A 22,947-nucleotide genomic window follows, 5' to 3' on the forward strand; every position below is an offset into this window, starting at 1 on the left:
GAGCCTATTGCGTCGCGTCCGTTTACCGTCTGGATTTGTGACCGGCGATTACGGATGCGTACCACTCGAACGAGTCGCGCGGGGTGCGCACCAGGGTGTCGTAGTCGACGTGCACGAGACCGAACCGCTGGGTGTAGCCCTCGGCCCACTCGAAGTTGTCCATCAGCGACCAGCAGTAGTACCCGGCGATGTCGATGCCGTCGGCGACTGCGCGCTCGACCTGACGGAGGTGCAGGTCGAGGTAGGCGATCCGGTCGGCGTCGCTCTCTCCGGGGGCGGTGTCGTAGGAGGCGCCGTTCTCGGTGATCACGAACGGCGGGTGGCCGGGATAGCGCTGGTGCAGGGCCGTCAGCAGGTCGTGCAGACCGTCGGGCACGACCGGCCAGCCGAAGTCGGTGGTCGGATAGCCGGTGATCGGCGGCTGCTCGATCGGGTTCGCGGCGCCTTCCGGGGCGGCCGCTGCTGCGGTCGGGTTGTAGTAGTTGAGCCCGTAGAAGTCCAGCGGCGTGCTGATCACGTCCAGGTCGCCGTCCTGCACCGGGAAGAGCGCGGCGAGGTCCTCGGGGTAGCGGCCCAGCAGCGCCGGGTCGGCGAAGGAGTGGTTCCACAAGGTGTCCAGCAGCCCGGCGGCCGCCCGGTCTGCTTCGGAGTCGGTCGCCGGCCAGACCGTCATGTGGTTGGTCGCCGTGCCGATGCTGGCTGCGCCCGCGGCCCGCAGCGCCTGCACCGCCAGGCCGTGCCCGAGGAGCAGGTGGTGACCGGTCGGCAGGCCGTCGAAGACCAGCGTCTCACCGGGGGCGTGGGTGCCGAGGGCGTGGCCGAAGACGGTCACCACGTTGGGCTCGTTCACCGGGCACCAGTGGGCGACGCGGTCGGCCAGGCGATCGGCCAGCAGGGCTGCGAACTCCCCGAACCTCTGCGACGTCTCCCGGCTCAGCCACCCGCCGTGAGCGTCCTGCAGGGCCTGTGGGGTGTCCCAGTGGAACAGCGTCGCCATCGGTGCGATCCCGCGGTCGAGCAGCCCGTCGACAAGCCGGTCGTAGAAGTCGAGGCCCTTCTGGTTGACCTCGCCCGCGCCGGTCGGCAGGACGCGAGACCAGGAGATCGAGAAGCGGTACGCATCGAGCCCGAGCCGCGCCATCAGGTCGAGGTCCTCCACGAGCCGGTGATAGTGGTCGCAGGCCACCGCGCCGCTCGAGCCGTCGAGGATCCGTCCCGGCTCGGCGCAGAACGTGTCCCACACCGAGGGTCCGCGCCCGTCCTCGTCGGCCGCCCCCTCGATCTGGTAGGCGGCGGTGCTGGCGCCGAAGCGGAAGCCGGTCGGGAGGCTGGTGCCGGGTAGCTCGCTCACGGCTGCAGTCTGCCCGGTGCGTCTGGCAGCCGTCCGCGGTTTCGGGGGATGGCGACGTACGACTCTAGGATTGTCGATCGTGGCACTCACCATCGGCATCGTGGGACTTCCCAACGCGGGCAAGTCGACCCTCTTCAACGCTCTGACCAAGAACGACGTCCTCGCGGCGAACTACCCGTTCGCCACCATCGAGCCCAACGTCGGCGTCGTCGGTGTGCCCGACGACCGGCTGGCCGAGCTGGCGAAGATCTACGGCTCGCAGAAGCTGCTGCCGGCCACGGTGCAGTTCGTGGACATCGCCGGCATCGTGCGCGGCGCCTCGCAGGGTGAGGGCCTCGGCAACAAGTTCCTCTCCCACATCCGCGAGTCCGACGCGATCTGCCAGGTCACCCGGGTCTTCCGCGACGACGACGTCACCCACGTCGACGGCAAGGTCGAGCCCGCCAACGACATCTCCACCATCCAGACCGAGCTGATCCTCGCCGACCTCGAGACCGTCGAGAAGGCGATCCCGCGGCTGGAGAAGGAGTCGCGCAAGGCTTCTGACCTGAAGGCGAACCTCGCCGCCGCGGTCGAGGCCAAGGAGGCCCTCGAGGCCGGCACCCCGATCATCGCAACGTCGATCGACCGCGCCCTGATCCGCGACCTGATGCTGCTCACCGCGAAGCCCTACATCTTCGTCTTCAACTGCGACTCCGACGAGCTCGCCGACGAGGCGCTCAAGGACTCGATGCGTGAGCTGGTCGCCCCCGCCGAGGCGATCTTCCTGGACGCGAAGTTCGAGGCCGAGCTCGTCGAGCTCGACGAGGACGAGGCCCGCGAGTTCCTGGCCGACGCCGGCGTCGAGGAGCCCGGCCTGGACATCCTGGCCCGCGTCGGCTTCGACACCCTCGGCCTGCAGACCTACCTCACCGCCGGTCCCAAGGAGGTCCGCGCGTGGGAGATCCCCAAGGGCGCCACCGCCCCCGAGGCCGCCGGTGTCATCCACACCGACTTCCAGAAGGGCTTCATCAAGGCCGAGATCGTCTCCTACGACGACCTCATCGCCGCCGGCTCCGTCGCCAAGGCCCGTGACCTCGGCAAGGTGCGCATGGAGGGCAAGGACTACGTCATGGCTGATGGTGACGTGGTGGAGTTCCGCTTCAACGTGTAGCTCGCCAGCGCAGAGGCGTTCAGGCCTCGCGACCTGAGGTGATGGTCACCGGCGGGTCCACTGCTCGGCGAGCCGTCGGCAGATCGCCTGTTGCTGCTCCTCGTCGAGGCTGTGGGTGAGCAGCCCTTCGACGGTGAAGACGCCGATCTTGATCTCGGCCTCGATGTCGGTGCTGTCGACCCCGAGCTCTTCGAGCGTCGCGCGGAACAGGCCTTCGGCGGTGCGGTGGAATCCTGTGTGCCATTCGTCGACGGCCGGCGAGTGGGCCGCGCGCGTGTGGACGGTGTTGACGAGTCGCTGCATCTGCTGCAGCTGTCGGACGACCCAGCTGAGCTGCTCCTCCAGAGGGGCTGTCGCGACCTGCTGATACTCGGCCAGGGCGTCACTCAGCACCGTCTCGAGCACGGCGACCAGGACGTCGTCCTTGTCGGCGAAGTACCAGTAGATGGTGTTTCCGGCGACTCCGGCGGCCTTCGCGAGAGCTGCCATGGAGGTGGCCTCGTATCCGTCCTCGATGAACAGCCGGCGGGCCTCGGTCAGCAGCTCCGCCCGCTTCTCCTCGCGGTCCTGACGACGCCTGTTTGCGGGCACGTCAGGACCTTATCGATCGCTTGAACGCTGTTCAAGACAGGCTCTTGAATCGCGTTCAAGACGTTGGTACGGTTCCGCCGGAGTTCTTGATCGCCATTCAACACGATTCTGAAGGGGTCACGCATGACCGGATACGGTCGAGAGGACATCACGATCGACTCACACGGAACGGCGTGCGCGGCCTGGCTCTACCGCCCGGCCGCCGCCGAGAATCCGCCGGTCATCGTCATGGCGCACGGTTTCGCAGCGATCCGGGCCCTGCGCCTGGACGCGTACGCCGCCCGGTTCGCCGACGCCGGCTATGCGGTGCTGGTCTTCGACTACCGAGGGTGGGGCGACAGTGCGGGGGACCCGCGTCGCGTACTCGACATCAAGGCCCAGCAGGCCGACTGGCGCGCCGCCATCGCCTACGCCCGCAGTCTCGATGGAGTCGACACGAGTCGGGTGGTGCTGTGGGGCACGTCGTTCGGCGGCGGCCACGCGCTGCACGTGGCCGCCGAGGATCACGATGTGGCCGCCGTCATCGCCCAGGTGCCGCACATCAGCGGACCGGCGTCGGCCTTCTCCCAGCCGTTCCTGCATGTTCTGCGATTGATCGTTGCCGGGGTGTGGGATCAGGCTCGTGCGCTCGCCGGCCGGGAGCCCTACCGGGTCGCCGCAGCCGGCTATCCGGGCGAGCTCGCCATGATGACCTCGCCGGACGCGGCGCCGATGGCGATCCGCCTGGCCGGCGACCGTTACGAGGAGCTGCTCCCGGAGAACGACGTGGCAGCACGCATCGCGCTACGTGTGCCGTTCTATTCACCCGGCCGGCGAGCCCCCAGGGTCATGGCGCGCACCTTCGTCCAGATCGCAGAACGCGACATCGTGACCCCTGTCGAAGTAGCGCTGAAAGCAGCCCGGCGTATCCCCAGGGTCGAGATCCGAACCTACGACTGCCAGCACTTCGAGCCCTACCTCGATCCCTATTTCGACACTGTCGTAGCCGACCAGCTCGCCTTCCTGGCGTCCCACGTGCCTCTCGCCCGGCCCTGAGTGTTCTCTGCGACGTGGTCCACCAGCTCCACCGCGGAGGTCCGGGTCAGCCGTCGGCGAGGCGGGTCGGCCCGAAGAGGGCGTGGGGGCGATCGGTCATCAGAGCCCAGTAGCGGTCGCCGTACGACCAGTGCCACCACTCGGTGGGGTAGTTGACCAGCCCGGCGGTAGAGAGCGCGGCGGCCAGGGTCTCCCGGTTGCGTCGCGCCTCGGCGGTGATGTTCTCGGCGGCGAAATAGCAGGCGCCGTCGCTGGCCTCGGGGGTGGCGTCGATCGGGGTGCCCATGTCCAACGCCCGGCCCTGTTCGTCGATCAGGGTGAGGTCGATGGCGGCCCCAGACACGTGCGGAGCGATCGTCGGCGGCGACACGAAGCCGCTGGCCTCGAGGTAGGCGGCCTCCTCGGAGAGCGCGGGGTTCGCATCCATCAGCCGCTGCTTTCGACGGTTGAAGTAGAACTCCTGCTGCTCAGGAGGTCGGTAGCCCTCGGCGATGAGCACCTGTAGGCCTGCGGGCAACGACTCCTGGGCTCGCAGGAGTCGCTCTGCGACCGACCGTCGCAGGAACGCGTAGTCGGGGTTCTGCGGGTTCTGGTCGGGTGTCGACGCCAGACCTTCGAGGTCACGGGTGTCGACCAGGTCGTCGCCGCAGTCGTCGACAGGGATCGCGGCGACGCGCGGGTCGCCCATCAGCACGATTTCGTCCGCCACGACGGGTCAGCCTGCCACACCGCCGGTGAGAATGGGTCAGCTGTGAGGTGTCGCGGCCGGCTCGGCCTGAGCCGATGGCGCTCCGCAGTCCTCGAGCAGCCGTTGCGAGAGGCCGCGGGCTCGGACGAGCAGACGGTCGTCGCCGTCGACGCCACGGTGGGCGATGGCTCCCTCGAGCAGCAGGTAGATCTCCTGGGCGACCGCGAGCGGATCCTGGTCGGCCGCGAGACCGGGGGAGACCAGCTCGACGAGGCGATCGAGCACGGCTCTCTTGTGGGCGCGAACGACCTTGTACGCCGGGTGGTCATTCGCCAGCTCGGCGGCGGCGTTGAGGAAGGCACAGCCGCGGTCGGTCGGTGCCGAGAAGAGGGAGTAGGAGTCGAAGAGGGCGAGGACCGGTGAGTCGGGTGCTCGGGTGACGCGCTCTTCCATCTCCTCCCACCAGCGCTGATGGCGGGCCTGGAGGTAGGCGACGACGAGCTGGTCCTTGGAGCCGAAGCGGTCGTAGAGGGTGCGCTTGGTGATGCCGGACTCGGCGGCGATCGTGTCGACCCCGACCGCGTGGATGCCGTGTCGGTAGAACAGCTCCGAGGCGACGTCCAGGATGCGCCGCGCGCCGGGCGTCAGCCGAGGTGCCTGCAGCACTTCAGAGGTGTCGTCGTCAGTTCTCAATGCGCCCTCCTCGACCGCGTTGACTTCACAGATCAGTATACGTACCGTGGAGAGAGTTCACAGATCTGTGAGATTGGAGTGATTGTGGAGGGAACCGACGCAACCGTCGAGGAGCGTCATCGAGCCGTTCTCGGTCGGCGGCACACCCTGTGGCTGACCGGGTCGGGGCTCTCGCTGATCGCCGTCTGCTACGGGATGGCCCGGTTCGCCTACGGCCTGTTCGTGCCGGATTTCCGCGCCGAGTTCGCCCTCGGCGCCGGCACTGCCGGCGTGATCGCCTCCGGCTCCTACGTCTCCTACTGCGTCGCGATCATCGCCGCCACGGCGCTCACGCCTCGGTTCGGTGGGCGGGCCGTCGCCGTGGCCGCGGGCGTGATCGCGACGGTCGGCGTGGTCACGGTGGCCGTCGCGCCGACGGCCGTGGTCCTCGCGGCCGGCGTGCTCGTCGCGGGTTCGAGCACCGGCGTGGCCTCACCGCCGCTGGCTCACGCGGTGGCCCACACCGTCCGGGAGCAGCTGCGCGACCGTACGCAGGCAGTGATCAACGCCGGCACCGGAGTCGGCGTCGCGGTCGCCGGTCCGATCGCGCTCCTCACGCACGAGCAGTGGCGGGCCGCCTGGGTCGTGTTCGCGATCATCTGTGCGCTCGCGACCCTCTGGGCCGCCCTTGCCGTCCCTCCCGGACAGACGGGTCGCTCCGTACGACCTGCCGCCGGACGTTCGCGGCCGACCCTGGCGGTCGGCAGCGGCAGCCTGATCACGGCCGCGGCGCTGCTCGGCATCGCGAGCTCGGCCGTGTGGACATTCGGCCGGGACGTACTCGTCACCAGCGGCGGGATGAGCGGGTCGTCCTCCTCGGTCGCCTGGATCCTGCTCGGCACCTTCGGGGTGCTCGGGGCAGCCGCCGGCGACCTGGGTCGTCGCTTCGGGATCGGGAACAGCTGGACGGCGACCGTCCTGGTGATGGGTGCGGCGACCGCCCTGCTCGGCGTACTTCCCGGCAACCTCGGCACCGCCCTGCTCGCCGCGGCCGCCTTCGGCGCCTCGTACATCGCGGCGAGCGGGTTCCTGCTGATCTGGGGCACCGAGATCTACCCGGACGCGCCCGCGACCGGAGTCGGCCTCGCCTTCCTCGTCCTCGCCCTCGGCCAGGCCGCAGGCGCCCCGCTCGTCGGTGCCCTCTCGGAGCGCGGCAGCCCGCTCGTCGCTTTCCTCGCTGCCGCCGCCGTTGCTGTACTCGGGGCCGTGGTTCGGCCACGCGGACACCGAACTTCGTGATCATGTCGTTTAACGCGTGGGTGCAAGATCACTACGACCTCGACATCGAGACCGACCGGATCGAGGCGCAGCTCGACGCGATCCAGCCGATCCAGGCGGCTTCCTGAGCCCTCGGCGAGTCTGCCTCGCACGGCTCGATCCCCTGCCGCTAGCATCCCCGCGTGGACCACGACGTCGAGTACGCCAGCAAGGACTCCTCCGCCGAGAAGACGGAGGGCTCGGGGTTGCGTGGTGGGCTCGCGGCCGCGCTCTTCGTCGCGGGAGCCAGCTTCGTGCTCGGCGGGATGACGTCGTTCGCGCAGGGGTTCCTGCCGGAGTCGCTCGGGTCGTTCGCGAACTCGGCGAGCGGGTGGACGTTCATCACCGCGGTCCTGATCTTCATCGCCAAGCCGCGGTGGCTGCTGGCTGCCGTGCTCGGGGCGGCGAGCTTCGTGCTGCTCACCGTCGGATATGCGGTCGTCTCCCAGATGCGGGGTCTCTACTACAACCCGCTGATGTTCTCCGTCATCGGCGTGATCGTCGGGCCGTTCGTCGGCGTCGCCGCCAGTTGGCTGCGGGCCCAGGGCCTGCGGATGGCGCTCGGCACGGCGCTCCTCGCAGGCATCGGCATCGGTGAGGGGATCTACGGGCTGACGGTCGTCGCCGACACGACGAGCCCCGTCTACTGGACCCTGAGCATCGTCGTGGGCGTGGCGCTCCTGGTCGGCAGCATCGTGCGCAGGCTGCGCGGGGCCGTCCCGCTGATCGTGGCCGTCGCAGGCACGGCCGCCGTGGCTGCGGCGTTCAACGTGGCGTACTCGAGTCTCTGACGGCTGGCGGCTTCTCCGACGTCACCCAGCTCGCCAGCAGGTCCAGTCCCTGCCGAGCGGTCGTGCCCGGCTCCGTCGTGTAGACGAAGAGGGTCTGGTCGGGGTCGCCGGGGAGGCTGAGCGACTCGTAGGAGATGGTCAGCTCACCGGCGATCGGGTGGCGGAGTCGCTTGGTCCCGTGGGTCCGCTGGAAGACGCGGTGCTCCTGCCACCAGCGGCGGAAGTCGGGGCTCAGCTCGGTGAGCTCTTCGACGAGCTCGGCGGTCGCCCGGTCGTCGGGGTTGTTGCCGGCGTCGAGCCGCAGGCTCTCGACCGCCGCCCGAGCCTGGACGTCCCAGTCGACGAAGAGGGTGCGGGCCTCGTCGCTCAGCAGCATCCAACGCGCGTAGTTGCGCTCGCGGTGCGGGAGGTTCTCGAAGTCCGCGAGCAGCGCCCGAGCCATCCGGTTGCTGGCCAGGATGTCGGTACGCCGCCCCGTGATGAAGGCGGGCAGCCGGTCGAGCGACTCCAGGAACTGGTGCAGCCCGGGCCGGACGCGTTGGACGCTCGGAACCCTCGAGCTGGTCGACGGCAGCGGGGTGCCGACGAGGTGTCCGAGGTGGGTGCGCGCGGCGTCGTCGAGCTGCAGGGCGCGGGCGATCGCGTCCAGGACCGCTCCGGACGGGACGATGCGCCGGCCCTGCTCGAGCCGCGTGTAGTAATCGGTCGAGACGCTGGCGAGCAGCGCGACCTCCTCGCGGCGGAGCCCGGGTACGCGGCGTACGCGGCCGTCGGCTGGCAGACCGGTGCGCGAGGGGTCGACCGACGCCCGTGCGTGGCGCAGGAAGTCGGCCAGCTCGAGGTTCCGATCGGACATGGCCTCAGCGTGGCACAACGTGCTGCGTACCGCCTGGGTCTGTGAGTCCTAGGCAGTCTCGTCCCAGGTCGACGAGGGTCAGTTGTACGGCTCTTTCAGCAGCTTTTCGGGACCAGACTCGATGACGCCGGAAGCGACCGCTGCCGGCTCCGTCGAGCAAAGGAATCACGATGACCTATCCCACCGACAAGCCGGCCACCTGGTTCGTCACCGGAGCCTCCCGCGGCCTCGGTCTCGAGCTCGCCAAGCAGCTGCTCGAGCGCGGCGACAAACTGGCCGCGACCACCCGCTCCGCCCAGCGTCTGATCGGGTCGCTCGGCGAGACCGACACCTCTCGGCTGCTGACCTTCGAGCTGGACCTCACCGACGAGGCCGCGGTCGCTCGGGCCGTGACCGAGACCGTCGAACGGTTCGGCTCCCTGGACGTGGTCGTCAACAACGCCGGCTACGGCTTCCTCGCCGCGGTCGAGGAGGTCAGCGACGTCCAGGCCCGCGAGATGTTCGACGTCCAGATCTTCGGTGCGTGGAACGTCCTGCGACAGACGCTCCCGGTGATGCGCCGGGCCCGGAGCGGGCACATCATCAACGTCTCCTCGATCCTCGGACTCACCGCCTTCCCGGGCTGGGGGCTCTACAGCGCCGGCAAGTACGCCCTCGAGGGACTCACCAGCTCGCTGGCCCTCGAGGTCGCCGACCTCGGCATCGACGTCACCCTCATCGAGCCCGGCTACATGCAGACCGACTTCCTGCGCCCCGTATCCCTCGGCCTGCCGACGACGACGGTCGAGGGTTACGCGGCGATCCGGGAGATGACCGACGCCCACCTGGCGATGCCCGGCACTCAGCTCGGCGACCCGGCGAAGGCCGCGGCGGCGATCATCTCCGTCGCCGAGTCGGGCACCGCACCCCTGCACCAGCTGCTCGGCTCGGACTCGTACGCCCTCGCCGGCGGTGCCGTCGAGGCGCTCAGGAACGACATCGAGGCGGGAAGGAAGCTCGCCGAGACGACCGACATCGCGGAGCTGGCTCAGCGATAGTCGACGGAGCCGGGGAGGCCGCGGGCGCCCCGGCTCAGCTCTCGATCGGGAAACGTACGCCGGTGAGCTCCTCGGAGACGGTCCACAGCCGCTGCTGGGTCTGCAGGTCGTAGGAGGCGGGGCTGGAGGTGACCGGCTTCGGGTGGCCACGGAGCTCGCCGCGGCTGCTGGGTCCGTAGTACTGACCACCCATGACGGCCGGGTCGGTGGCGGCGCGCAGGGTGGGCAGGGCGCCCATGGCTGCCGGCTGGGTGATCAGCGGGCCCAGCGCCGTGAAGAGCAGCCTGACAGCGGCAGGGGCGTGGCGAGCGAGCTCGGTCGCCGAGACTCCGGGGTGGGCGGCGACAGCGGTCGTGGTGCCGCGGCCGGAGAGCCGGCGCTGGAGCTCGTAGGTGAACATCAGGTTGGCGAGCTTGGCCTGGCCGTACGCAGCGACCCGGTCGTAGGAACGGTCCCACTGCAGGTCGTCGAAGTGGATGTCGGCCCTGATCCGGTGGCCCATGCTGCTCACCGTGACGACCCGGGAGCCGGGCACGGGCAGCAGGTTGTCCAGCAGAAGTCCGGTGAGGGCGAAGTGGCCGAGGTGGTTGGTGCCGAACTGCATCTCGAAACCGTCGGCGGTGGCTCACGCGGGCACCTTGTCGAGGAACCCGCGTACGTCCTGGATGCGCTGCTCCGCATCGACGACGACCACGTCGAAGCCGACGATGACCGGCTCCTCGCCGGCCGGCCCGAGACCCCACTGGAAGCGGGCCTGCTGGTGGTGGGCGTCGACCGCGCCGACCGGGGTGAAGACGAAGTCGGGGAACTGCGCGCGGGCGGCGCGGACGGTCGCCGCGACAGCCTCCCGGCCCTCGGCCACGGCGAGCGGGTCGACGTAGAGGCAGTCCTCGGACCAGTGCTCGGCGAGCAGCTCGGGAAGCCGCTCGTCCGTGGCGTTCCAGGTCTCGAGGTAGCGCGTCACGATGTCGTTCATGGTCTCTTCCTTCTCTCGACGGGGTTCGTGGAAGAAGGTTCGCCGCCCGCCGGTGCATCAGTCGATGACCTCAGAGGTCATGGCCGCCGAGACCCGGGGTGACTAGCCTCGAGCCGTGACCGCAACCGTGACGCCGTCCTTCGTCGGCAGCGAGCTCCGTCGCTGGCGCGAGCTGCGTCGGCTGAGCCAGCTCGCGCTCGCCGCCCGGGCCGAGGTGAGCACCAGACACGTGAGCTACGTCGAGAACGGTCGCTCCCGGCCGACGCCGGAGATGATCCTTCGGCTGGCCGAGGTGATGGAGGTGCCGATGGCCGAGCAGAACCGGCTCCTGCTCGCCGGTGGGTTCGCGCCTCGCCATCCCCAGCGCTCCACCGACGACGATGCGCTGGCCGAGGTGATGGCGGGTCTGCGGCGCTTGCTGGACGCCCACGAGCCCTACCCGGCCCTGCTCCTCGACGACCGCTGGGATGTCGTCGACGCCAACGGTCCCGTTCACATGCTGCTCGACGGTTGCGACGCCGACCTGCTCGAGCCTCCGCTGAACGTGATCCGGCTCTGCCTCCACCCGCGAGGACTCGCCCAGCGCATCCGCAACCTCCCCGTCTGGCGTACCCACCTGCTCCAGCAGCTCGACCGCCGCATCGCGCACACCGGCGGCGACCAGTCCCTGGTCGCGCTGCGGGACGAGGTCACGGCCTACGCCGCCGACCAGCCGTCGGCGCGGCCCGTGGCCGACCCGGTGGTCCGGATGGAGATCGAGACGGGCGGCGACGTCCTCTGCTTCTTCAGCGTCGCCGGCCAAATCGAGAACGCCTCCGACGTGACCCTCGACGGCCTCCACCTGGAGACCTTCGTGCCCGCCGACGAGCGGACGCGGCGGCTGCTCAGCCCTTGATCAGCCGCATCGTCTGGTGGGAGAGCAGCCGGTTGACGGCGGGCAGGCGGGAGATGGTGCCGAGGATCAACCGCTCGTACGCCTCGGGGTCGGCGACCTGGACCCGCAGGTAGTAGTCCGGCTGGCCGAGCATGCGGCGCATCTCGGTGACCTCGGGGATCGCGACCGCTGCGGCCTCGAAGTCCTCGATGGTCTTGGCGTCGTTGACGGCGATGTCGAGGGCGACGATGACTTCGAACCCGCGGCCGCCGCTCTTCGGGTCGATGCTGGCGTGGTAGCCGCGGATCACGCCCTCGCTCTCCAGCCGTTGCACGCGCCGGAGGCAGGGCGCAGGGGTCAGCCCGACCCGCCGGGCGAGCTCCGCGTTGCTCAGTCGGGCATCATTCTCCAGTTCGGCAATGATTGCTCGATCCAGGTCATCAATAGACTGATCGTTGCGCATTCGGCCAATTTAGCATCGCCGATCGGCAACCCATGCGCGATCAGACTTTCCTAGACTTGCGCTGTGCAGATGTTGGAGATGGAGACGGCCTCACGAGAGCAGCCGAGCACCCGCGAGGAGGTCGTCGCAGGATGGCGGACCGTGCTGCCGGCGTGCGTCGCCGTGCTGCCGCTGGGGCTGGCCCTGGGTGTGCTCGTCGTCCACACCGGCTTCGCCTGGTGGTGGGCGCCGGTGCTGGGCGCCGTCGTGTTCGCCGGGACGATGGAGTTCCTGCTCATCGGTCTGCTGGCTGCCGCGGCGCCCCTCGCCCAGATCGCGGTCAGCACGCTGCTGGTGAACTTCCGCCACGTCTTCTACGCGATCTCCTTCCCGCTGCACCGGGTCCACGGCGGCGGCTGGAAGGCCTACAGCACCTTCGCGCTGACCGACGAGGTCTACGCTCTCACCGCGACGCCCGAGTCCGCGTCGTGGTCCCGCGCTCGCATCCTCAGCATCCAGGCCCTCTTCCACGTCGCCTGGGTGGTCTTCGTGGCGATCGGCGCCGGGCTGGGGTCGCTGATCCCGGCGCAGGTCGTCGGGCTCGAGTTCGCCGTCACGGCGCTGTTCGTGGTGCTGGGGCTGGAGGCGTACAAGGTCCGGCGGTCGCTGCCGGTGCCGGTGCTCGCCTTCGGCTGCGCGATCGTCGCCGCCCTGATCTCGCGCGAGAACATGCTGCTGATCGCGATGGGCATGTTCGTGGCCGCTCTCGTCGGTTCGTACGTCCTCTCCACCCGGAGGCGCCACGGTGTCTGATCCCGTCTACATCCTGTCCGGCATCGTCGTCTCGGCGGCGGTCACCTGGCTGCTCCGCGCGGCACCGTTCGCGATGCTCGCGCCTCTGCGGCACAGCGCGCTGCTGGCCCACGTCGGCGAGCGGATGCCGGTCGGAGCGATGGTCATCCTGACCGTCTACGCCCTCCGCGACACCGACCCGACCGTGCTCGTCTCGGCCGGCCCGGCCGCGCTCGCCCTCGCGATCACCGTCGGGCTGCACCTGTGGCGCGGCAGCATGACGCTGAGCATCTTCGCCGGCACCGCCGCGTACGTCCTGGTCACCTCGTTCATCGCCGCCTGACTCGTTTCGCCGCGACCCGAGCCGGATCAGGACGTACGCTGCTGGGGTCCGAACGTCCGTCGGAGGAGTGCGCACATGACAGAGCAGACGATCCCCGAGCCGGTGGCGGCCTTCATCGAGGCCGTCAACCGCCACGACGAGCCCGCGTTCCTCGACGCCTTCACCGAGGGTGGTGCCGTCGACGACTGGGGCCGGGTCTTCACCGGGCGCGATCAGATCAAGGCGTGGAGCGACAACGAGTTCATCGGCGCGAACGGCACGCTCACCGTCGAGGAGGTGCGCACCGAGAACGGCACCATCACCGTCGTCGGCGACTGGCGCTCCACCCACGCCAACGGCCGTTCGAAGTTCGACTTCGACGTCGAGGGCGACAAGATCACCCGGATGACCATCCGCGAGGGCTGACCCCGCTCAGCCTCGCCCGCCGCCAAGGACGGTGTCGAGGAGCGGGAGCAGACGGTCCCAGTGACGCTTCAGCCCGGCCGGGTCGTACGCGTCGGTGTCCGACATGGTGAAGCCGTGGACGGTCTCGGGGTAGATCTCGGAGGTGTGGTCGACGCCGGCGTCGTCGAGCGCCTGGTTGAGCTCCGCCAGCGACTCCTCGGTCAGGTCGCTCGCGGCGTGGCCGAAGTGGGCGCGGGCGCGCAGCCGCTGGAAGGTCTCCGGACCGTCCGCGTTCACCGGCGCGTGGAACCCGGCGACGGCAGCCACCTGGTCCGGGTGGGCCGCGGCGGTGCGTACGGCGAGGAGACCGCCGATGCAGTAGCCGGTCACCCCGACCGGCCCGTCGCCGACCTCGGGCTGGGCGCGGAGGTGGTCGAGGTAGGCCCCGGCGTCGCTCAGCGTACGCTCGACGGTGTGGGCTCCGATCAGCGGCATGAACCGGTCGATCAGACCAGGCCGGACGTCCTCGCCGATGTGGTCGGGGAGCTCGACGACAGGTGCGGGTCCTTCGCGGTAGAAGAAGTTCGGCACCAGCACGTAGTAACCGTGCGAGGCGAGCTCACCGGCCATCTCGCGGATGACCGGCCGGATGCCGAAGGCGTCTGCGTACATCAGTACGCCGGGGTGCTGCTCCCCGTCGTCGGGGAAGGCGGCGAAGGCGTCCGCCGTGCCGTCGGCGGTGGGGATCTGCGCGGGGATCTGCACGGTCTTCGTGGGCAAGTGATCTCTCTCGTCGGGTGTCAGTTGATGATCTCGGCGCGCTCGGTGCGGATGGCGACCAAGCGCTCGCGCCACATCTGCAGCGCCTCAGGGGTCAGCCGGGTCCAGTCGAGGACCTCGGCCACGATCCGCAGCGGCTCGGTGCTGCGGAAGGAACGGGTCGGGTTGCCCGGGAACTTCTTGTCGGTGACGTTGGGGTCGTTCTCGAACTCCCCGGTCGGCTCGACCTGGTAGACCCGCGGCTCGGCCTCCCCGTCGGCCAGGTCGACCGCGAGCTCGGCGGCGAGGCCGGCTCCGTCGCGCAGCGCGGTGAAGTAGATGTGGTTCATCGTCACCTCGGGCCGGTAGTTCGACGGGAACCCGGGGGTGAGGAGGTCGCCGACCTTCAGGTCGGCCGTCGTGCCGTGGAAGAAGGGTCCATCATCGAGCGGCTCAGCCATGCTCGCAGGCTAGCAACAGCGCTCTGGCCGACGCGCCTCATTTCGGTCGCAGGCGGGCGTACGATCGGCCTGCACATCATCCGGTCGCGGCGGAAGGACAGGGGTCCATGACCGACGAGATCCGGCCGGCACGGCCGCAGGACGCCCCGCGGCTGAAGGAGATCGCGCTCGCCGCCTACGGCGTCTACGTGGAGCGGATCGGTCTCGAGCCCGCACCGATGACGGCCGACTACGACGAGGCGATCGCGTCCGCAGAGGTCTCGGTGGCGACGGTCGACGGCGAGATCGCCGGCTACGTCGTCGTACGTCCTGGCGACCGCGAGCTGCTGGAGAACGTCGCGGTCGCGCAGGGTCATCAGGGACAGGGGATCGGGCGAGCCCTGATCGACCACGTCGAGAAGCGGGCGAAGGAGCGCGGCGCGACGTACGTCGAGCTCTACACGCACGAGCTGATGACCGAGAACCGGCAGCTCTACGCGCGGCTCGGCTATCAGGAGTTCGGCTTCATCGTCGAGGACGGCTTCCGCCGGGTGCTGATGGAGAAGCGGCTAGCCGGCTGACTTCCTGGTGAAGGTCAGGTGGGTGACGCCGCTGGGGGCCGAGACGGCCTCGATGCCGTAGTCGTCCTCGACGGCCTCCAGACCGTCCCAGACACGTGAGCCGCGGCCGAGGACGATCGGCACCTGGACCAGGTGCATGAAGTCGACGAGCCCGGCGGCGACGAAGTCGCGCACCACGGTGGCGCCGCCGCCGATGCGTACGTCCTGCCCGTCCGCGGCCTCGAACGCCGCAGCCAGCGCCTCGGCGGGCGAGGCGTCGAGGAAGTGGTAGGTCGTGCCGCCCTCCATCGCCAGCGGCGGACGGGGGCGGTGGGTGAGGACGAAGGTCGGCGAATGGAACGGCGGGTTGTCGCCCCACCAGCCCTTCCACTCGGGGTCGTCCTGCCACTCCGGCGGGCCGAACTTGTTGGCGCCCATGATCTCGGCGCCGATGCCGACGGTGTTGCGCTGCGCGAACGAGTCGTCGACACCTGCGGACCCGGACTCGTCCCAGAAGCGGGTGGCGAACATCCATTCGTGGAGCCGCTCGCCGGCGTGGCCGAACGGCGCCTCCAGCGACTGCGGCTCACCGGTCGCGAAGCCGTCGAGCGAGATCGAGAAATTGTGGACTCTGGCGTGTGGCATGGGTTCCTCCGTGGACCATGACGACGACGAGGTCTGCTCGTCGTCCGAACGAGCGTACTGCTCGCGGCGCTGGACCGGCGATGGCAATATGGCGGACGTGCCCGCCCGCCCCCACGTCGTCATCTGCGGTCCCGCCTCCTGGAACCACCTGATCGCGCTCGACGAGCTGCCCGAGCCCGTGCCCCACATGCAGTTCGCGCGCCGGGCCTGGCACACGGTCGGCGGCACCTCCGCGGGCAAGGCGCTGCACCTGTCCGATCTCGACGTCGACGTACGCCTGTGGACGTCCGTAGGCGACGACGCGGACGGCGCACGGCTGTGCGAGCACCTCAGGGAGGCCGGCGTCGTCGTCGAGACGGTCGACAGCGAGCAGACCGAGCAGCACGTGAACCTGATGGCCGACGGCGGCCGCATCTCGTTGTACGTCTCGACGCCCTCACCCCCGACCGACGACGCCGTGAGGGCAGCCGCCGGCGCGGTCGGCGCCGCTGACCTCGCCGTCATCGATCTCAGTGAGCTCGGCCGACTGGTGCTCGACGCCATGCCCGAGCCGCGGACGCCGCTGTGGACGGACCTGCACGACTACGACGGCACAGCGGCGTTCCATGAGCCCTTTCTTCGCGCTGCCGATGTGGTCTTCATGAATGACGACGCGGTCGAGGATCCTTGGGTGCTGATGGAGTCGTGTCTCGATCGCGGGCCCCGCCTGGCGTTGTGCACGCTCGGGGCGGAGGGCGCGATCGCGCTGGAGGCAGACGGAACCCGCCACGAGGTGGCTGCGACGCCGGCGACCGTGGTCGACACGAACGGTGCCGGCGATGCGTTCATGGCAGGCTTCCTGGCCGCGCGGCTTCGTACGACTTCAGTGGGCGCGGCGCTCGACGCAGCCGTGGCGCAGGCGCGGGTCGCAGTCGAGTCGGAGCATCTTCATCCGGCGCTGGCCCAGAGCGTCAGTCCGCGTTTCCTCTGACGCGACGAGCGAACGTCAGGAGCGCGGCGACCATTGCACCGACCACGATCGCGCCGGCGAAGGTGGTCATCGCGATCTCGTCGTCGCCGACGAAGGCGAGCGCGAGGTTGGCGCCGAGGTGGATGAGGGTGCAGGACGCCATCCGCTGCCAGAACGAGCCGACCATGACGTACGCCATCGTCAGGGTCAGTGCGACGGTGCCGACGACGAACGCGGCGAGCTGGAGCGGCGGGAGGGCGTAGTACTGGACGTGCCACAGGCCGAACAGCACACCGGTGAGGACGGCGGCTGTCGGGCGGGAGAGCCAGCGCTGCAGGCCGTGGAGCAGCACGCCGCGGAACCCGATCTCCTCGGTGAGGGCGCCGAGCGTCTGCAGCAGGAGGAAGACGACGATCGGCACGCCGCCGACGTGGCCGGGCGCCGACGGTGCGCTGCCCCGGGCGACCGAGATCACCGCAAAGTACGCGGCGACCACCGCCAGCGCCAGCAGCAGGGAGACGGTCAGCGCGGGGGAGGCGACCGTCGGCAGCGTCCAAGGCCCGCGGCCACGGATCAGGGGCCACGCCGCTGCCGCACCGATGGCCGGCGCGAGCATCACCAGCGAGAACGCCTCCATGTCGAGGGATGTCATCGGCTGGATCGCCAACAGGGCGACAGCGGCGACCAGAGAGGCGACCAGCCAGACGGTCAGGGTGAGTGCGACACGGCGGGTGGAGGCTGGCGTGAGCGCGGACTGCGCGGTCGTCGTCATGGGCCGAGACTGGCAAAGGTCCCCGAGGCGGACAACGTCTTTTCACGTCCGCGGATGACCCCTCGTGTTGTCCCCCGTGAGAGCTACACGCAAGTGACCTCCCGAGCGTGACGACGCGGAGGTGCGCGGTCCGTAGCGTTCCGGGTCGGTCGCGGGCGTACGGCTCGCGTCATCTCCGAGGGAGTTCTCATGAAGTTCGTCTGGCAGTTCCTGGCCGCGATCGCGGTCGCGGCGGTCGGGGGCCGGATCGTGCTCGCGCTCGACGACAGGCCGTGGCTGTGCCTCGTCGTCGGCGTCGTCACTGCTGCGCTCGCGGTGCTCGTCTACGGGCTGGTCGTCCGGTGGACCGAACGACGGGAGGTCTCGGAGGTCGCTCCGGGCGGTGCCGCGACCAAGCTGGTGCTGTCGACTCTGCTGGGTGTGGGGGTGTTCGGTTTCGTCATCTCCAACATCTACTTCCTCGGCTTCTACGAGGTGCGCGGGATGGGTTCGGTGTCCGCCGCCGCCGGCCTGTTCGGGTTCATGGCGGCCGCGGCCGCGACCGAGGAGGTGCTGTACCGCGGGGTGCTCTTCCGTCGGCTCGAGCACTGGACCGGCACCTGGGTCGCCGTGGTCGTGGTCAGCGCGCTGTTCGGTCTCAGCCACATCCTCAACCCGAACGCCGACTGGTGGGGTGCGCTGATCATCGCGCTCACCGGCGGCCTGATGCTCACCTCCGCCTACGTCATGGCGCGCAACCTGTGGGTGCCCATCGGCGTCCACTTCGGCTGGAACTTCGCCGCCGGTGGCATCTTCAGCACCGAGGTCTCCGGCAACGACACCCCGCCCGGACTGCTCGAGTCGGTGACCTCGGGGCCGAGCCTCGTCACCGGTGGTGGCCTGGGCCCGGAGGGCAGCATCTACACACTGGTGGGCTGCGGTCTGGTGACCATCGCCTTCCTCTGCGTGGCCAAGCGGCGCGGCCGAGTGCTCGCGATGCGCCGCAGCAAGCGTCCCGCCGAGCCGGTCGCGGGTGCGGAACCCGTCGCTACACTGCCCCGGTGACGAGCACCGTACGCCGGGTCCTGGACGGGTGGCGCGGACGCGACGTCGCCGTCCGGGACCTTCCGCTGGCTCTGCTCGTGCTGACCGTGTCGCTGGTCCTGGCTCCCTACGGCACCGGCACCGAGCTCGGTGGCCTGCCATCGCGGCCGTTCGACGGCGTGAGCGCGGTGATCATCGTGGCCGAGTGCCTGCCGCTCGCCCTGCTGCGCAGCCGCCCGCTGGCCTGCCTGGTGCTGGTCTCCGGCGGGTTCGCGGCCGACCAGCTGCTCGCCTTCCACTCCGTCGCAACCCTGGCGCTGCCGGTCTCGGTGCTCTGCGTCAGCGCCTACCTGGACGCGCGCCGACGCCTGGCGATCGCGTTGCTCTCCGCGGCGTACGTCCTGTTCGCGGTGGCGCTCTACGTGGTCGGGCGGGGGAGCGAGACGGCGATGGAGTTCGTGACGTTCTACGGCGTGCTCGCGATGCTCTGGATCGTCGGCTCGTGGCTGCGGGCGAGGCGGCAGGCCGAGGAGGAACGGCGACGTCGGATCGCCGAGGAGACCCGCGCCGCAGAGCGCGCCCGGATCGCCCGCGAGCTGCACGACGTCGTCACCCACCACGTCACCGCGATGGTGCTGCAGGCCGAGGCCGCGCAATACCTCACGAAGTCGCCCGACCGGCTCGCCCAGAACCTCTCCGACGTCGCCGGCACCGGCCGGCGCGCGATCACGGACCTACGGCACCTCCTCGGTCTGCTCGACCCCGACCACGGTGCGGGCGAGCGGACTCCGTCGGTCCAGGGCGTGGAGAACCTGGTCGAGCAGGCCAGACGGGCCGGTCAGCCCGTCGACCTCGCTCGCGAGGGATCGCCCGCGTCGACGCCCGGCGGTGCCGAGCTCGTCGCCTACCGGGTGGTCCAGGAAGGACTGACCAACGCGCTCAAGCACGCCCACGGCAGGCGTACGCAGGTGGATGTGCGCTACGACGAGGCCGAGATCGTGGTGCGGGTCAGCACCTCCGGTGCGGTGCCTGCCGCCACGCCCGGAGGCGCCGAGGGCGGCCGCGGTCTGGCGGGCCTGCGGGAGCGCGTCGCACTGCTCGGCGGCGACTTCGAGGCCTCCGGACGCCGCGACGGGTTCGTGGTGAGCGCCCGCATCCCCGCAGGGAGCAGGTCGTGAGCGCCGTCCGGGTCCTGGTCTGCGACGACCAGGCGATGATCCGCGCAGGGCTGACCACGATCATCGACGCGCAGGACGATCTCGAAGTGGTCGGGGAGTGCGGCGACGGGGTGGCCGCGGTCGAGCTGGCGCGCACGCTGCGTCCCGACGTGGTCGTCATGGACATCCGGATGCCCGACCTCGACGGCATCGAGGCGACCCGGCGCATCGCCGGGGCCTCGGTGAGCGAACCGGTCAAGGTGCTCGTCGTGACGACGTTCAACCTGGACGAGTACGTCTACGAGGCGCTCCGCGCCGGAGCGAGCGGATTCCTGCTGAAGGACGCGCCGCCGTCCCAGCTCCTGCACGCGATCCGGACGGTGGCCTCGGGTGCCGCGCTGATCGACCCCGAGGTGACCCGGAAGCTCGTCGGCTCCTACGCCGACCGGATCCGTCCGGCGACGAGCAACCGCAGCGACTCAGCGCTGAGCCCGCGCGAGACCGAGGTGCTCCGGCTGGTCGCCGAGGGGCTGTCCAACGCCGAGATCGCCGACGTGCTCGTGCTGAGCCAGCAGACCGTGAAGACCTTCGTCTCCCGCATCCTCACCAAGCTCGACCTGCGCGACCGCGTCCAGATCGTGGTCTACGCCTACCGCAACGGCCTGGTGGGCTGACCGGTCTCAGCCGCCGAAGGCGGGATGCCGCGGCTCGCCGGACGCGTGGGACCGGCTGCCCGCCGCGGGCTCGATCGGGTCGAAGGTCCACAGTGCGTACGCACCTGGCCCGACGTGGAGCGTCGAGCTGCCGATGGTCTCGGTGCGAGGCTCCTCGGCAGGCTCGTCGAGCGCGAAGACGACGTGACGGATGCCCGCCTCCGGAGCCGGCACCGGGAGCAGCCGGATGGTGGTCATCCCGTCGAAGGCGAGGACGCCGCCGTCCTTCAGGACCCGGATGGTGATGCCGGCGGCGCGCCACAGCGGCACCATCTTCTCGATGTCGGCGGAGGTGGTGGCGATCTGGATGCCGATGACGTCGCGCATCTGGTGGTCGAGGTACTGGTCGCGGTTGTAGCGGTCGCGGCTGACGTCACCCTCGTAGGCGGGAGGAGGGAAGTCGAGGCGCGGGTCGGTGAGGAACTCGTCGCGATACTCCATCGCCCAGGAGAAGAAGGTGTCGTAGGTCGCGGTGGTGTAGGTGACGTCGAACCACGGGATCGGCTTGCCGTCGCCGAGGTCGGTCACCTGGGTGAACTCGACCGGGTCGACGCCGAGCTCGTGGAGGTTGGCCGTCGCCGTGGCCAGGTCGCCGTCCTTGTCCGCCGAGACGGCCAAGCCGGTGTCGCCGGCGACGGCGTCGGGGCTGTCGCCCGGACCGAAGAACTCCAGGTAGGTCTCCTTGCCGAGCAGGTAGCGACCGGTCCAGGTCGAGGTGCCGTCGTTGCCCGTGCTGACCCGACGGTCGGCGAACCGCCCCAGGAACTCCGAGTGCTCGATCGCGTCGGCCGTCTCCCGGTCGACCATCGCCCAGGCGTGGTTGAAGGCCAGCAGCGGGTCACGACGCTCCTCCTCGGCCTGGGCAGGGGCCGCCGAGACGCCCGAGGTGATGGTCAGTGCGGCGACCGCAGTCGCGATGAAGCCCGAGATTCTCCATGGAGTCCGCATGGCTCCCAGTCTCGGCGACCGGCACGCTCCTGTCACCGACATCCGGCGGGAGGTCGTGCGTGTCGGGTCAGGCGCCGTGGGAGGCGGTGGCCATGGTGGCACCCAGACCGATCATGATGACCCCGCCGCCCGCACCGAGCCCGTCGAGACGCTTCGGCTTGCGGGCGAACCACGCCTTGGCCCGGCTCGCCGCCACCACCCAGCCGGAGTCGCAGGCGAAGGCCATCGCCGAGAAGATCGCGCCGAGCAGCAGGATCTGCGGGACCGCGGGCGCGGAGGTGTCGATGAACTGGGGCAGGAACGCCAGATGGAAGACGATCGTCTTCGGGTTGGTCGCCCCGACGATCATCCCGGTGCGGATCGCGCCCCAGGCGGTCGTCCGGGTGACCTCCCCGCCGTCGAGCGCAGCCCGGGCGTCGGCACGGTGGCGGATCGCCTGGACGCCGAGATAGATGACGTACGCAGCCCCGACCAGCTTCACGACGCTGAACGCGACGGTGGAGGCCGCCACCAGCGCGCCGAGCCCGATGGCCACCGCGAGCACCTGGCCGAACTGGCCCAGCGCGTTGCCGCCGACGGCGAGGACGGCCTCACGACGGCCGGCGGTGAGCGCGCGGCCGAGCGCGAAGAGCACGCTCGGGCCGGGGATCAGGATGAAGACGAGGGAGGCGAGCCCGAAGGCGGCGAACTGGCTCAGGGACGGCATGCTCTCCATTGTCCGTCGCGATCGGGCACGCGGCGAACGGGTTTCAGCCCTTGTCCGGGTCGGCCAGCGAGGCGGCGATCCGTCTCAGCTCGGTGAGGGCGCAGGCGATCTCGGGCTGGCGGGAGGTGCCGCTGCGTACGCTCGTCCGGACGTGACGGACCGGGCTGGCCTCGCCGCGCAGCGGGATCCGCACCAGGTTGTCGGCGTGGGGGATCCGGGCGAGACGCGGCACCAGCGCGACACCGAACCCGGCCGAGACCAGGGCCGCGCCGGTGTCCCACTCGACGACCTCGTGGGCGTGCTCCGGCGTGAAGCCGGCGGCGGCGCAGGCGGAGGTGACGAGCTGGTGGTACGGGCGGCCGGGATGCTCCATGATCCAGTGCTCTTCGGCGGCGTCGGCGAGCCGGACCCGGGAGCGGCCGGCCAGCGGGCTGTCGGCGGGGACCAGCAGGTCGAGGGCGTCCTCCATCAGCCGTTCCTGCTCGAAGCGTGGGTCGGCGGTGGGCGGCAGGTCGGAGGTGCTGACCACGACGGCGACGTCGACCTGGTCGGCCAGCAGCATGTCGAAGCAGACCTCGGGGTCGGCCTCGATGATCTTGATCGTGGACTGCGGGAAGCGCCGGTCGACCGCGACCGCGGCCGGCGGCAGCAGGGCCGAGGCCGCGGTGGAGAAGCCGGCCAGCCGGAGGTAGCCGCGAGCGGCGCCGGAGGCCTGCTGCACGTCGGCGCGGATCTCCTCCCACTGGGCGAAGAGGCCGTGGCTGCGCTCGAGCAGGGTGAGCGCGGCTCCGGTGAGACGTACGCCTCGGCCGTCCGGCACGAGCAGCTGCGCACCCACGTCGCGGGCGAGCGTGCGCAGCTGGTGGGAGATGGCCGAGGGGGTGTAACCGAGATCGGTGGCAGCGGCCGAGACGGTGCCCCGCTCGGCCACCATCCGGAGCACCTGGAGCCGCTGGTCGATCATGCTTCGATT

At 70.2% G+C, this 22,947-nt stretch carries 28 protein-coding genes and 1 pseudogene; 14 read left to right on the plus strand and 15 right to left on the minus strand.

Going from position 1 to position 22,947, the window contains the following annotated elements; all coding sequences use genetic code 11:
* Window positions 1-22: 22 nt before the first annotated feature.
* The gene (locus tag IEY81_RS08300; protein WP_189118007.1) at window positions 23-1,351 is read right to left on the minus strand and encodes a GH1 family beta-glucosidase; all 1,329 of its coding nucleotides are present in this window, start codon (window positions 1,349-1,351) and stop codon (window positions 23-25) included.
* Window positions 1,352-1,430: 79 nt separating this feature from the next.
* Between IEY81_RS08300 and ychF the strand changes: the two genes are divergently transcribed.
* Window positions 1,431-2,504 carry a redox-regulated ATPase YchF gene (gene ychF, locus IEY81_RS08305; protein ID WP_189118008.1) on the plus strand — a complete coding sequence of 358 codons (1,074 nt, stop codon included), beginning with the start codon at window positions 1,431-1,433 and terminating at the stop codon, window positions 2,502-2,504.
* Window positions 2,505-2,549: 45 nt separating this feature from the next.
* Here ychF and IEY81_RS08310 read toward each other — a convergent pair whose 3' ends face one another.
* Window positions 2,550-3,095: a TetR/AcrR family transcriptional regulator gene (locus tag IEY81_RS08310; protein WP_189118009.1), complete on the minus strand. Its 546-nt coding sequence runs from the start codon at window positions 3,093-3,095 to the stop codon at window positions 2,550-2,552.
* 123 nt (window positions 3,096-3,218) lie between these two features.
* On the opposite strand from IEY81_RS08310, the gene IEY81_RS08315 reads away from it, so the two are divergent.
* On the plus strand, window positions 3,219-4,130 hold the full coding sequence (locus IEY81_RS08315; RefSeq protein WP_189118010.1) for an alpha/beta hydrolase: 912 nt from the start codon (window positions 3,219-3,221) through the stop codon (window positions 4,128-4,130).
* Between the two features lie 46 nt (window positions 4,131-4,176).
* On the opposite strand, the gene IEY81_RS08320 is transcribed toward IEY81_RS08315, so the two are convergent.
* Complete coding sequence (locus IEY81_RS08320) at window positions 4,177-4,839, minus strand: M15 family metallopeptidase (protein ID WP_229787535.1); 663 nt, start codon at window positions 4,837-4,839, stop codon at window positions 4,177-4,179.
* Between the two features lie 36 nt (window positions 4,840-4,875).
* A complete protein-coding gene (locus IEY81_RS08325; protein WP_229787537.1) occupies window positions 4,876-5,511 on the minus strand; it encodes a TetR/AcrR family transcriptional regulator in 636 nt (211 codons plus the stop codon).
* 84 nt (window positions 5,512-5,595) lie between these two features.
* Between IEY81_RS08325 and IEY81_RS08330 the strand changes: the two genes are divergently transcribed.
* Window positions 5,596-6,789: an MFS transporter gene (locus IEY81_RS08330; protein ID WP_229787539.1), complete on the plus strand. Its 1,194-nt coding sequence runs from the start codon at window positions 5,596-5,598 to the stop codon at window positions 6,787-6,789.
* Between the two features lie 161 nt (window positions 6,790-6,950).
* Entirely contained in the window at window positions 6,951-7,598 is a 648-nt protein-coding gene (locus IEY81_RS08335; RefSeq protein ID WP_229787540.1) for a DUF6518 family protein, read from the plus strand.
* Here IEY81_RS08335 and IEY81_RS08340 read toward each other — a convergent pair.
* Complete coding sequence (locus IEY81_RS08340; RefSeq protein WP_189118011.1) at window positions 7,573-8,454, minus strand: helix-turn-helix transcriptional regulator; 882 nt, start codon at window positions 8,452-8,454, stop codon at window positions 7,573-7,575. The genes IEY81_RS08335 and IEY81_RS08340 overlap by 26 nt on opposite strands.
* A gap of 170 nt (window positions 8,455-8,624) precedes the next feature.
* Between IEY81_RS08340 and IEY81_RS08345 the strand changes: the two genes are divergently transcribed.
* Window positions 8,625-9,491: an SDR family NAD(P)-dependent oxidoreductase gene (locus IEY81_RS08345; RefSeq protein WP_189118012.1), complete on the plus strand. Its 867-nt coding sequence runs from the start codon at window positions 8,625-8,627 to the stop codon at window positions 9,489-9,491.
* A gap of 34 nt (window positions 9,492-9,525) precedes the next feature.
* Here IEY81_RS08345 and IEY81_RS08350 read toward each other — a convergent pair.
* Window positions 9,526-10,101 (minus strand): annotated as a pseudogene (locus IEY81_RS08350) (oxidoreductase); the annotation flags it as partial.
* A 15-nt stretch (window positions 10,102-10,116) separates the two neighbouring features.
* Window positions 10,117-10,467: a nuclear transport factor 2 family protein gene (locus tag IEY81_RS08355; protein WP_189118013.1), complete on the minus strand. Its 351-nt coding sequence runs from the start codon at window positions 10,465-10,467 to the stop codon at window positions 10,117-10,119.
* 115 nt (window positions 10,468-10,582) lie between these two features.
* Here IEY81_RS08355 and IEY81_RS08360 point away from each other — a divergent pair, with 115 nt between their 5' ends.
* Window positions 10,583-11,362, plus strand: coding sequence for a helix-turn-helix transcriptional regulator (locus IEY81_RS08360; protein WP_189118014.1), 780 nt, complete (start codon window positions 10,583-10,585; stop codon window positions 11,360-11,362).
* On the opposite strand, the gene IEY81_RS08365 is transcribed toward IEY81_RS08360, so the two are convergent.
* Window positions 11,352-11,804, minus strand: a complete 453-nt coding sequence (locus IEY81_RS08365; protein ID WP_189118015.1) for an Lrp/AsnC family transcriptional regulator — start codon at window positions 11,802-11,804, stop codon at window positions 11,352-11,354. The genes IEY81_RS08360 and IEY81_RS08365 overlap by 11 nt on opposite strands.
* A 69-nt stretch (window positions 11,805-11,873) precedes the next feature.
* Here IEY81_RS08365 and IEY81_RS08370 point away from each other — a divergent pair, with 69 nt between their 5' ends.
* From IEY81_RS08370 to IEY81_RS08380, 3 genes are all read left to right on the plus strand, one after another.
* On the plus strand, window positions 11,874-12,596 hold the full coding sequence (locus IEY81_RS08370) for an AzlC family ABC transporter permease (protein WP_229787590.1): 723 nt from the start codon (window positions 11,874-11,876) through the stop codon (window positions 12,594-12,596).
* Window positions 12,589-12,918, plus strand: a complete 330-nt coding sequence (locus tag IEY81_RS08375; RefSeq protein ID WP_189118017.1) for a branched-chain amino acid transporter permease — start codon at window positions 12,589-12,591, stop codon at window positions 12,916-12,918. The genes IEY81_RS08370 and IEY81_RS08375 overlap by 8 nt, the downstream gene beginning before the upstream one ends.
* Window positions 12,919-12,993: 75 nt before the next feature.
* Window positions 12,994-13,323 (plus strand): nuclear transport factor 2 family protein, encoded by a 330-nt coding sequence (locus tag IEY81_RS08380; protein ID WP_189118018.1) that lies wholly within the window; start codon window positions 12,994-12,996, stop codon window positions 13,321-13,323.
* Window positions 13,324-13,329: 6 nt separating this feature from the next.
* On the opposite strand, the gene IEY81_RS08385 is transcribed toward IEY81_RS08380, so the two are convergent.
* Complete coding sequence (locus tag IEY81_RS08385) at window positions 13,330-14,082, minus strand: dienelactone hydrolase family protein (RefSeq protein WP_189118019.1); 753 nt, start codon at window positions 14,080-14,082, stop codon at window positions 13,330-13,332.
* A gap of 20 nt (window positions 14,083-14,102) precedes the next feature.
* Complete coding sequence (gene arr / locus IEY81_RS08390) at window positions 14,103-14,522, minus strand: NAD(+)--rifampin ADP-ribosyltransferase (RefSeq protein WP_189118020.1); 420 nt, start codon at window positions 14,520-14,522, stop codon at window positions 14,103-14,105.
* A gap of 107 nt (window positions 14,523-14,629) precedes the next feature.
* Here arr and IEY81_RS08395 point away from each other — a divergent pair, with 107 nt between their 5' ends.
* The gene (locus IEY81_RS08395) at window positions 14,630-15,082 is read left to right on the plus strand and encodes a GNAT family N-acetyltransferase (protein ID WP_189118021.1); all 453 of its coding nucleotides are present in this window, start codon (window positions 14,630-14,632) and stop codon (window positions 15,080-15,082) included.
* Here IEY81_RS08395 and IEY81_RS08400 read toward each other — a convergent pair.
* The gene (locus IEY81_RS08400) at window positions 15,071-15,706 is read right to left on the minus strand and encodes a dihydrofolate reductase family protein (protein ID WP_189118022.1); all 636 of its coding nucleotides are present in this window, start codon (window positions 15,704-15,706) and stop codon (window positions 15,071-15,073) included. The two genes, IEY81_RS08395 and IEY81_RS08400, sit on opposite strands and share 12 nt — an antisense overlap.
* A gap of 88 nt (window positions 15,707-15,794) precedes the next feature.
* Between IEY81_RS08400 and IEY81_RS08405 the strand changes: the two genes are divergently transcribed.
* Complete coding sequence (locus tag IEY81_RS08405) at window positions 15,795-16,676, plus strand: carbohydrate kinase family protein (protein WP_189118023.1); 882 nt, start codon at window positions 15,795-15,797, stop codon at window positions 16,674-16,676.
* Here the strand turns inward: IEY81_RS08405 and IEY81_RS08410 are convergent.
* On the minus strand, window positions 16,657-17,427 hold the full coding sequence (locus tag IEY81_RS08410; protein WP_189118024.1) for a CPBP family intramembrane glutamic endopeptidase: 771 nt from the start codon (window positions 17,425-17,427) through the stop codon (window positions 16,657-16,659). The genes IEY81_RS08405 and IEY81_RS08410 overlap by 20 nt on opposite strands.
* A gap of 189 nt (window positions 17,428-17,616) precedes the next feature.
* Between IEY81_RS08410 and IEY81_RS08415 the strand changes: the two genes are divergently transcribed.
* From IEY81_RS08415 to IEY81_RS08425, 3 genes are read left to right on the plus strand one after another with little or no spacing between them, the layout of a single operon-like run.
* Window positions 17,617-18,471: a CPBP family intramembrane glutamic endopeptidase gene (locus IEY81_RS08415; RefSeq protein WP_189118025.1), complete on the plus strand. Its 855-nt coding sequence runs from the start codon at window positions 17,617-17,619 to the stop codon at window positions 18,469-18,471.
* Window positions 18,468-19,628, plus strand: a complete 1,161-nt coding sequence (locus IEY81_RS08420; RefSeq protein ID WP_189118026.1) for a sensor histidine kinase — start codon at window positions 18,468-18,470, stop codon at window positions 19,626-19,628. The genes IEY81_RS08415 and IEY81_RS08420 overlap by 4 nt, the downstream gene beginning before the upstream one ends.
* Window positions 19,625-20,281: a response regulator gene (locus IEY81_RS08425; RefSeq protein ID WP_268244490.1), complete on the plus strand. Its 657-nt coding sequence runs from the start codon at window positions 19,625-19,627 to the stop codon at window positions 20,279-20,281. Before IEY81_RS08420 ends, IEY81_RS08425 begins: the two co-directional genes overlap by 4 nt.
* Before the next feature lie 6 nt (window positions 20,282-20,287).
* Here the strand turns inward: IEY81_RS08425 and IEY81_RS08430 are convergent, their stop codons facing one another.
* The 3 genes from IEY81_RS08430 to IEY81_RS08440 form a co-directional block, all read right to left on the minus strand.
* A complete protein-coding gene (locus IEY81_RS08430) occupies window positions 20,288-21,268 on the minus strand; it encodes a DUF5829 family protein (protein WP_189118027.1) in 981 nt (326 codons plus the stop codon).
* A gap of 67 nt (window positions 21,269-21,335) precedes the next feature.
* Window positions 21,336-21,974 carry a LysE family translocator gene (locus IEY81_RS08435; protein WP_189118028.1) on the minus strand — a complete coding sequence of 213 codons (639 nt, stop codon included), beginning with the start codon at window positions 21,972-21,974 and terminating at the stop codon, window positions 21,336-21,338.
* 43 nt (window positions 21,975-22,017) lie between these two features.
* Window positions 22,018-22,938, minus strand: coding sequence for a LysR family transcriptional regulator (locus IEY81_RS08440; protein WP_189118029.1), 921 nt, complete (start codon window positions 22,936-22,938; stop codon window positions 22,018-22,020).
* Window positions 22,939-22,947: the final 9 nt, after the last annotated feature.

This window comes from Nocardioides luteus, from assembly GCF_014648595.1.
GTDB lineage: Bacteria > Actinomycetota > Actinomycetes > Propionibacteriales > Nocardioidaceae > Nocardioides > Nocardioides luteus.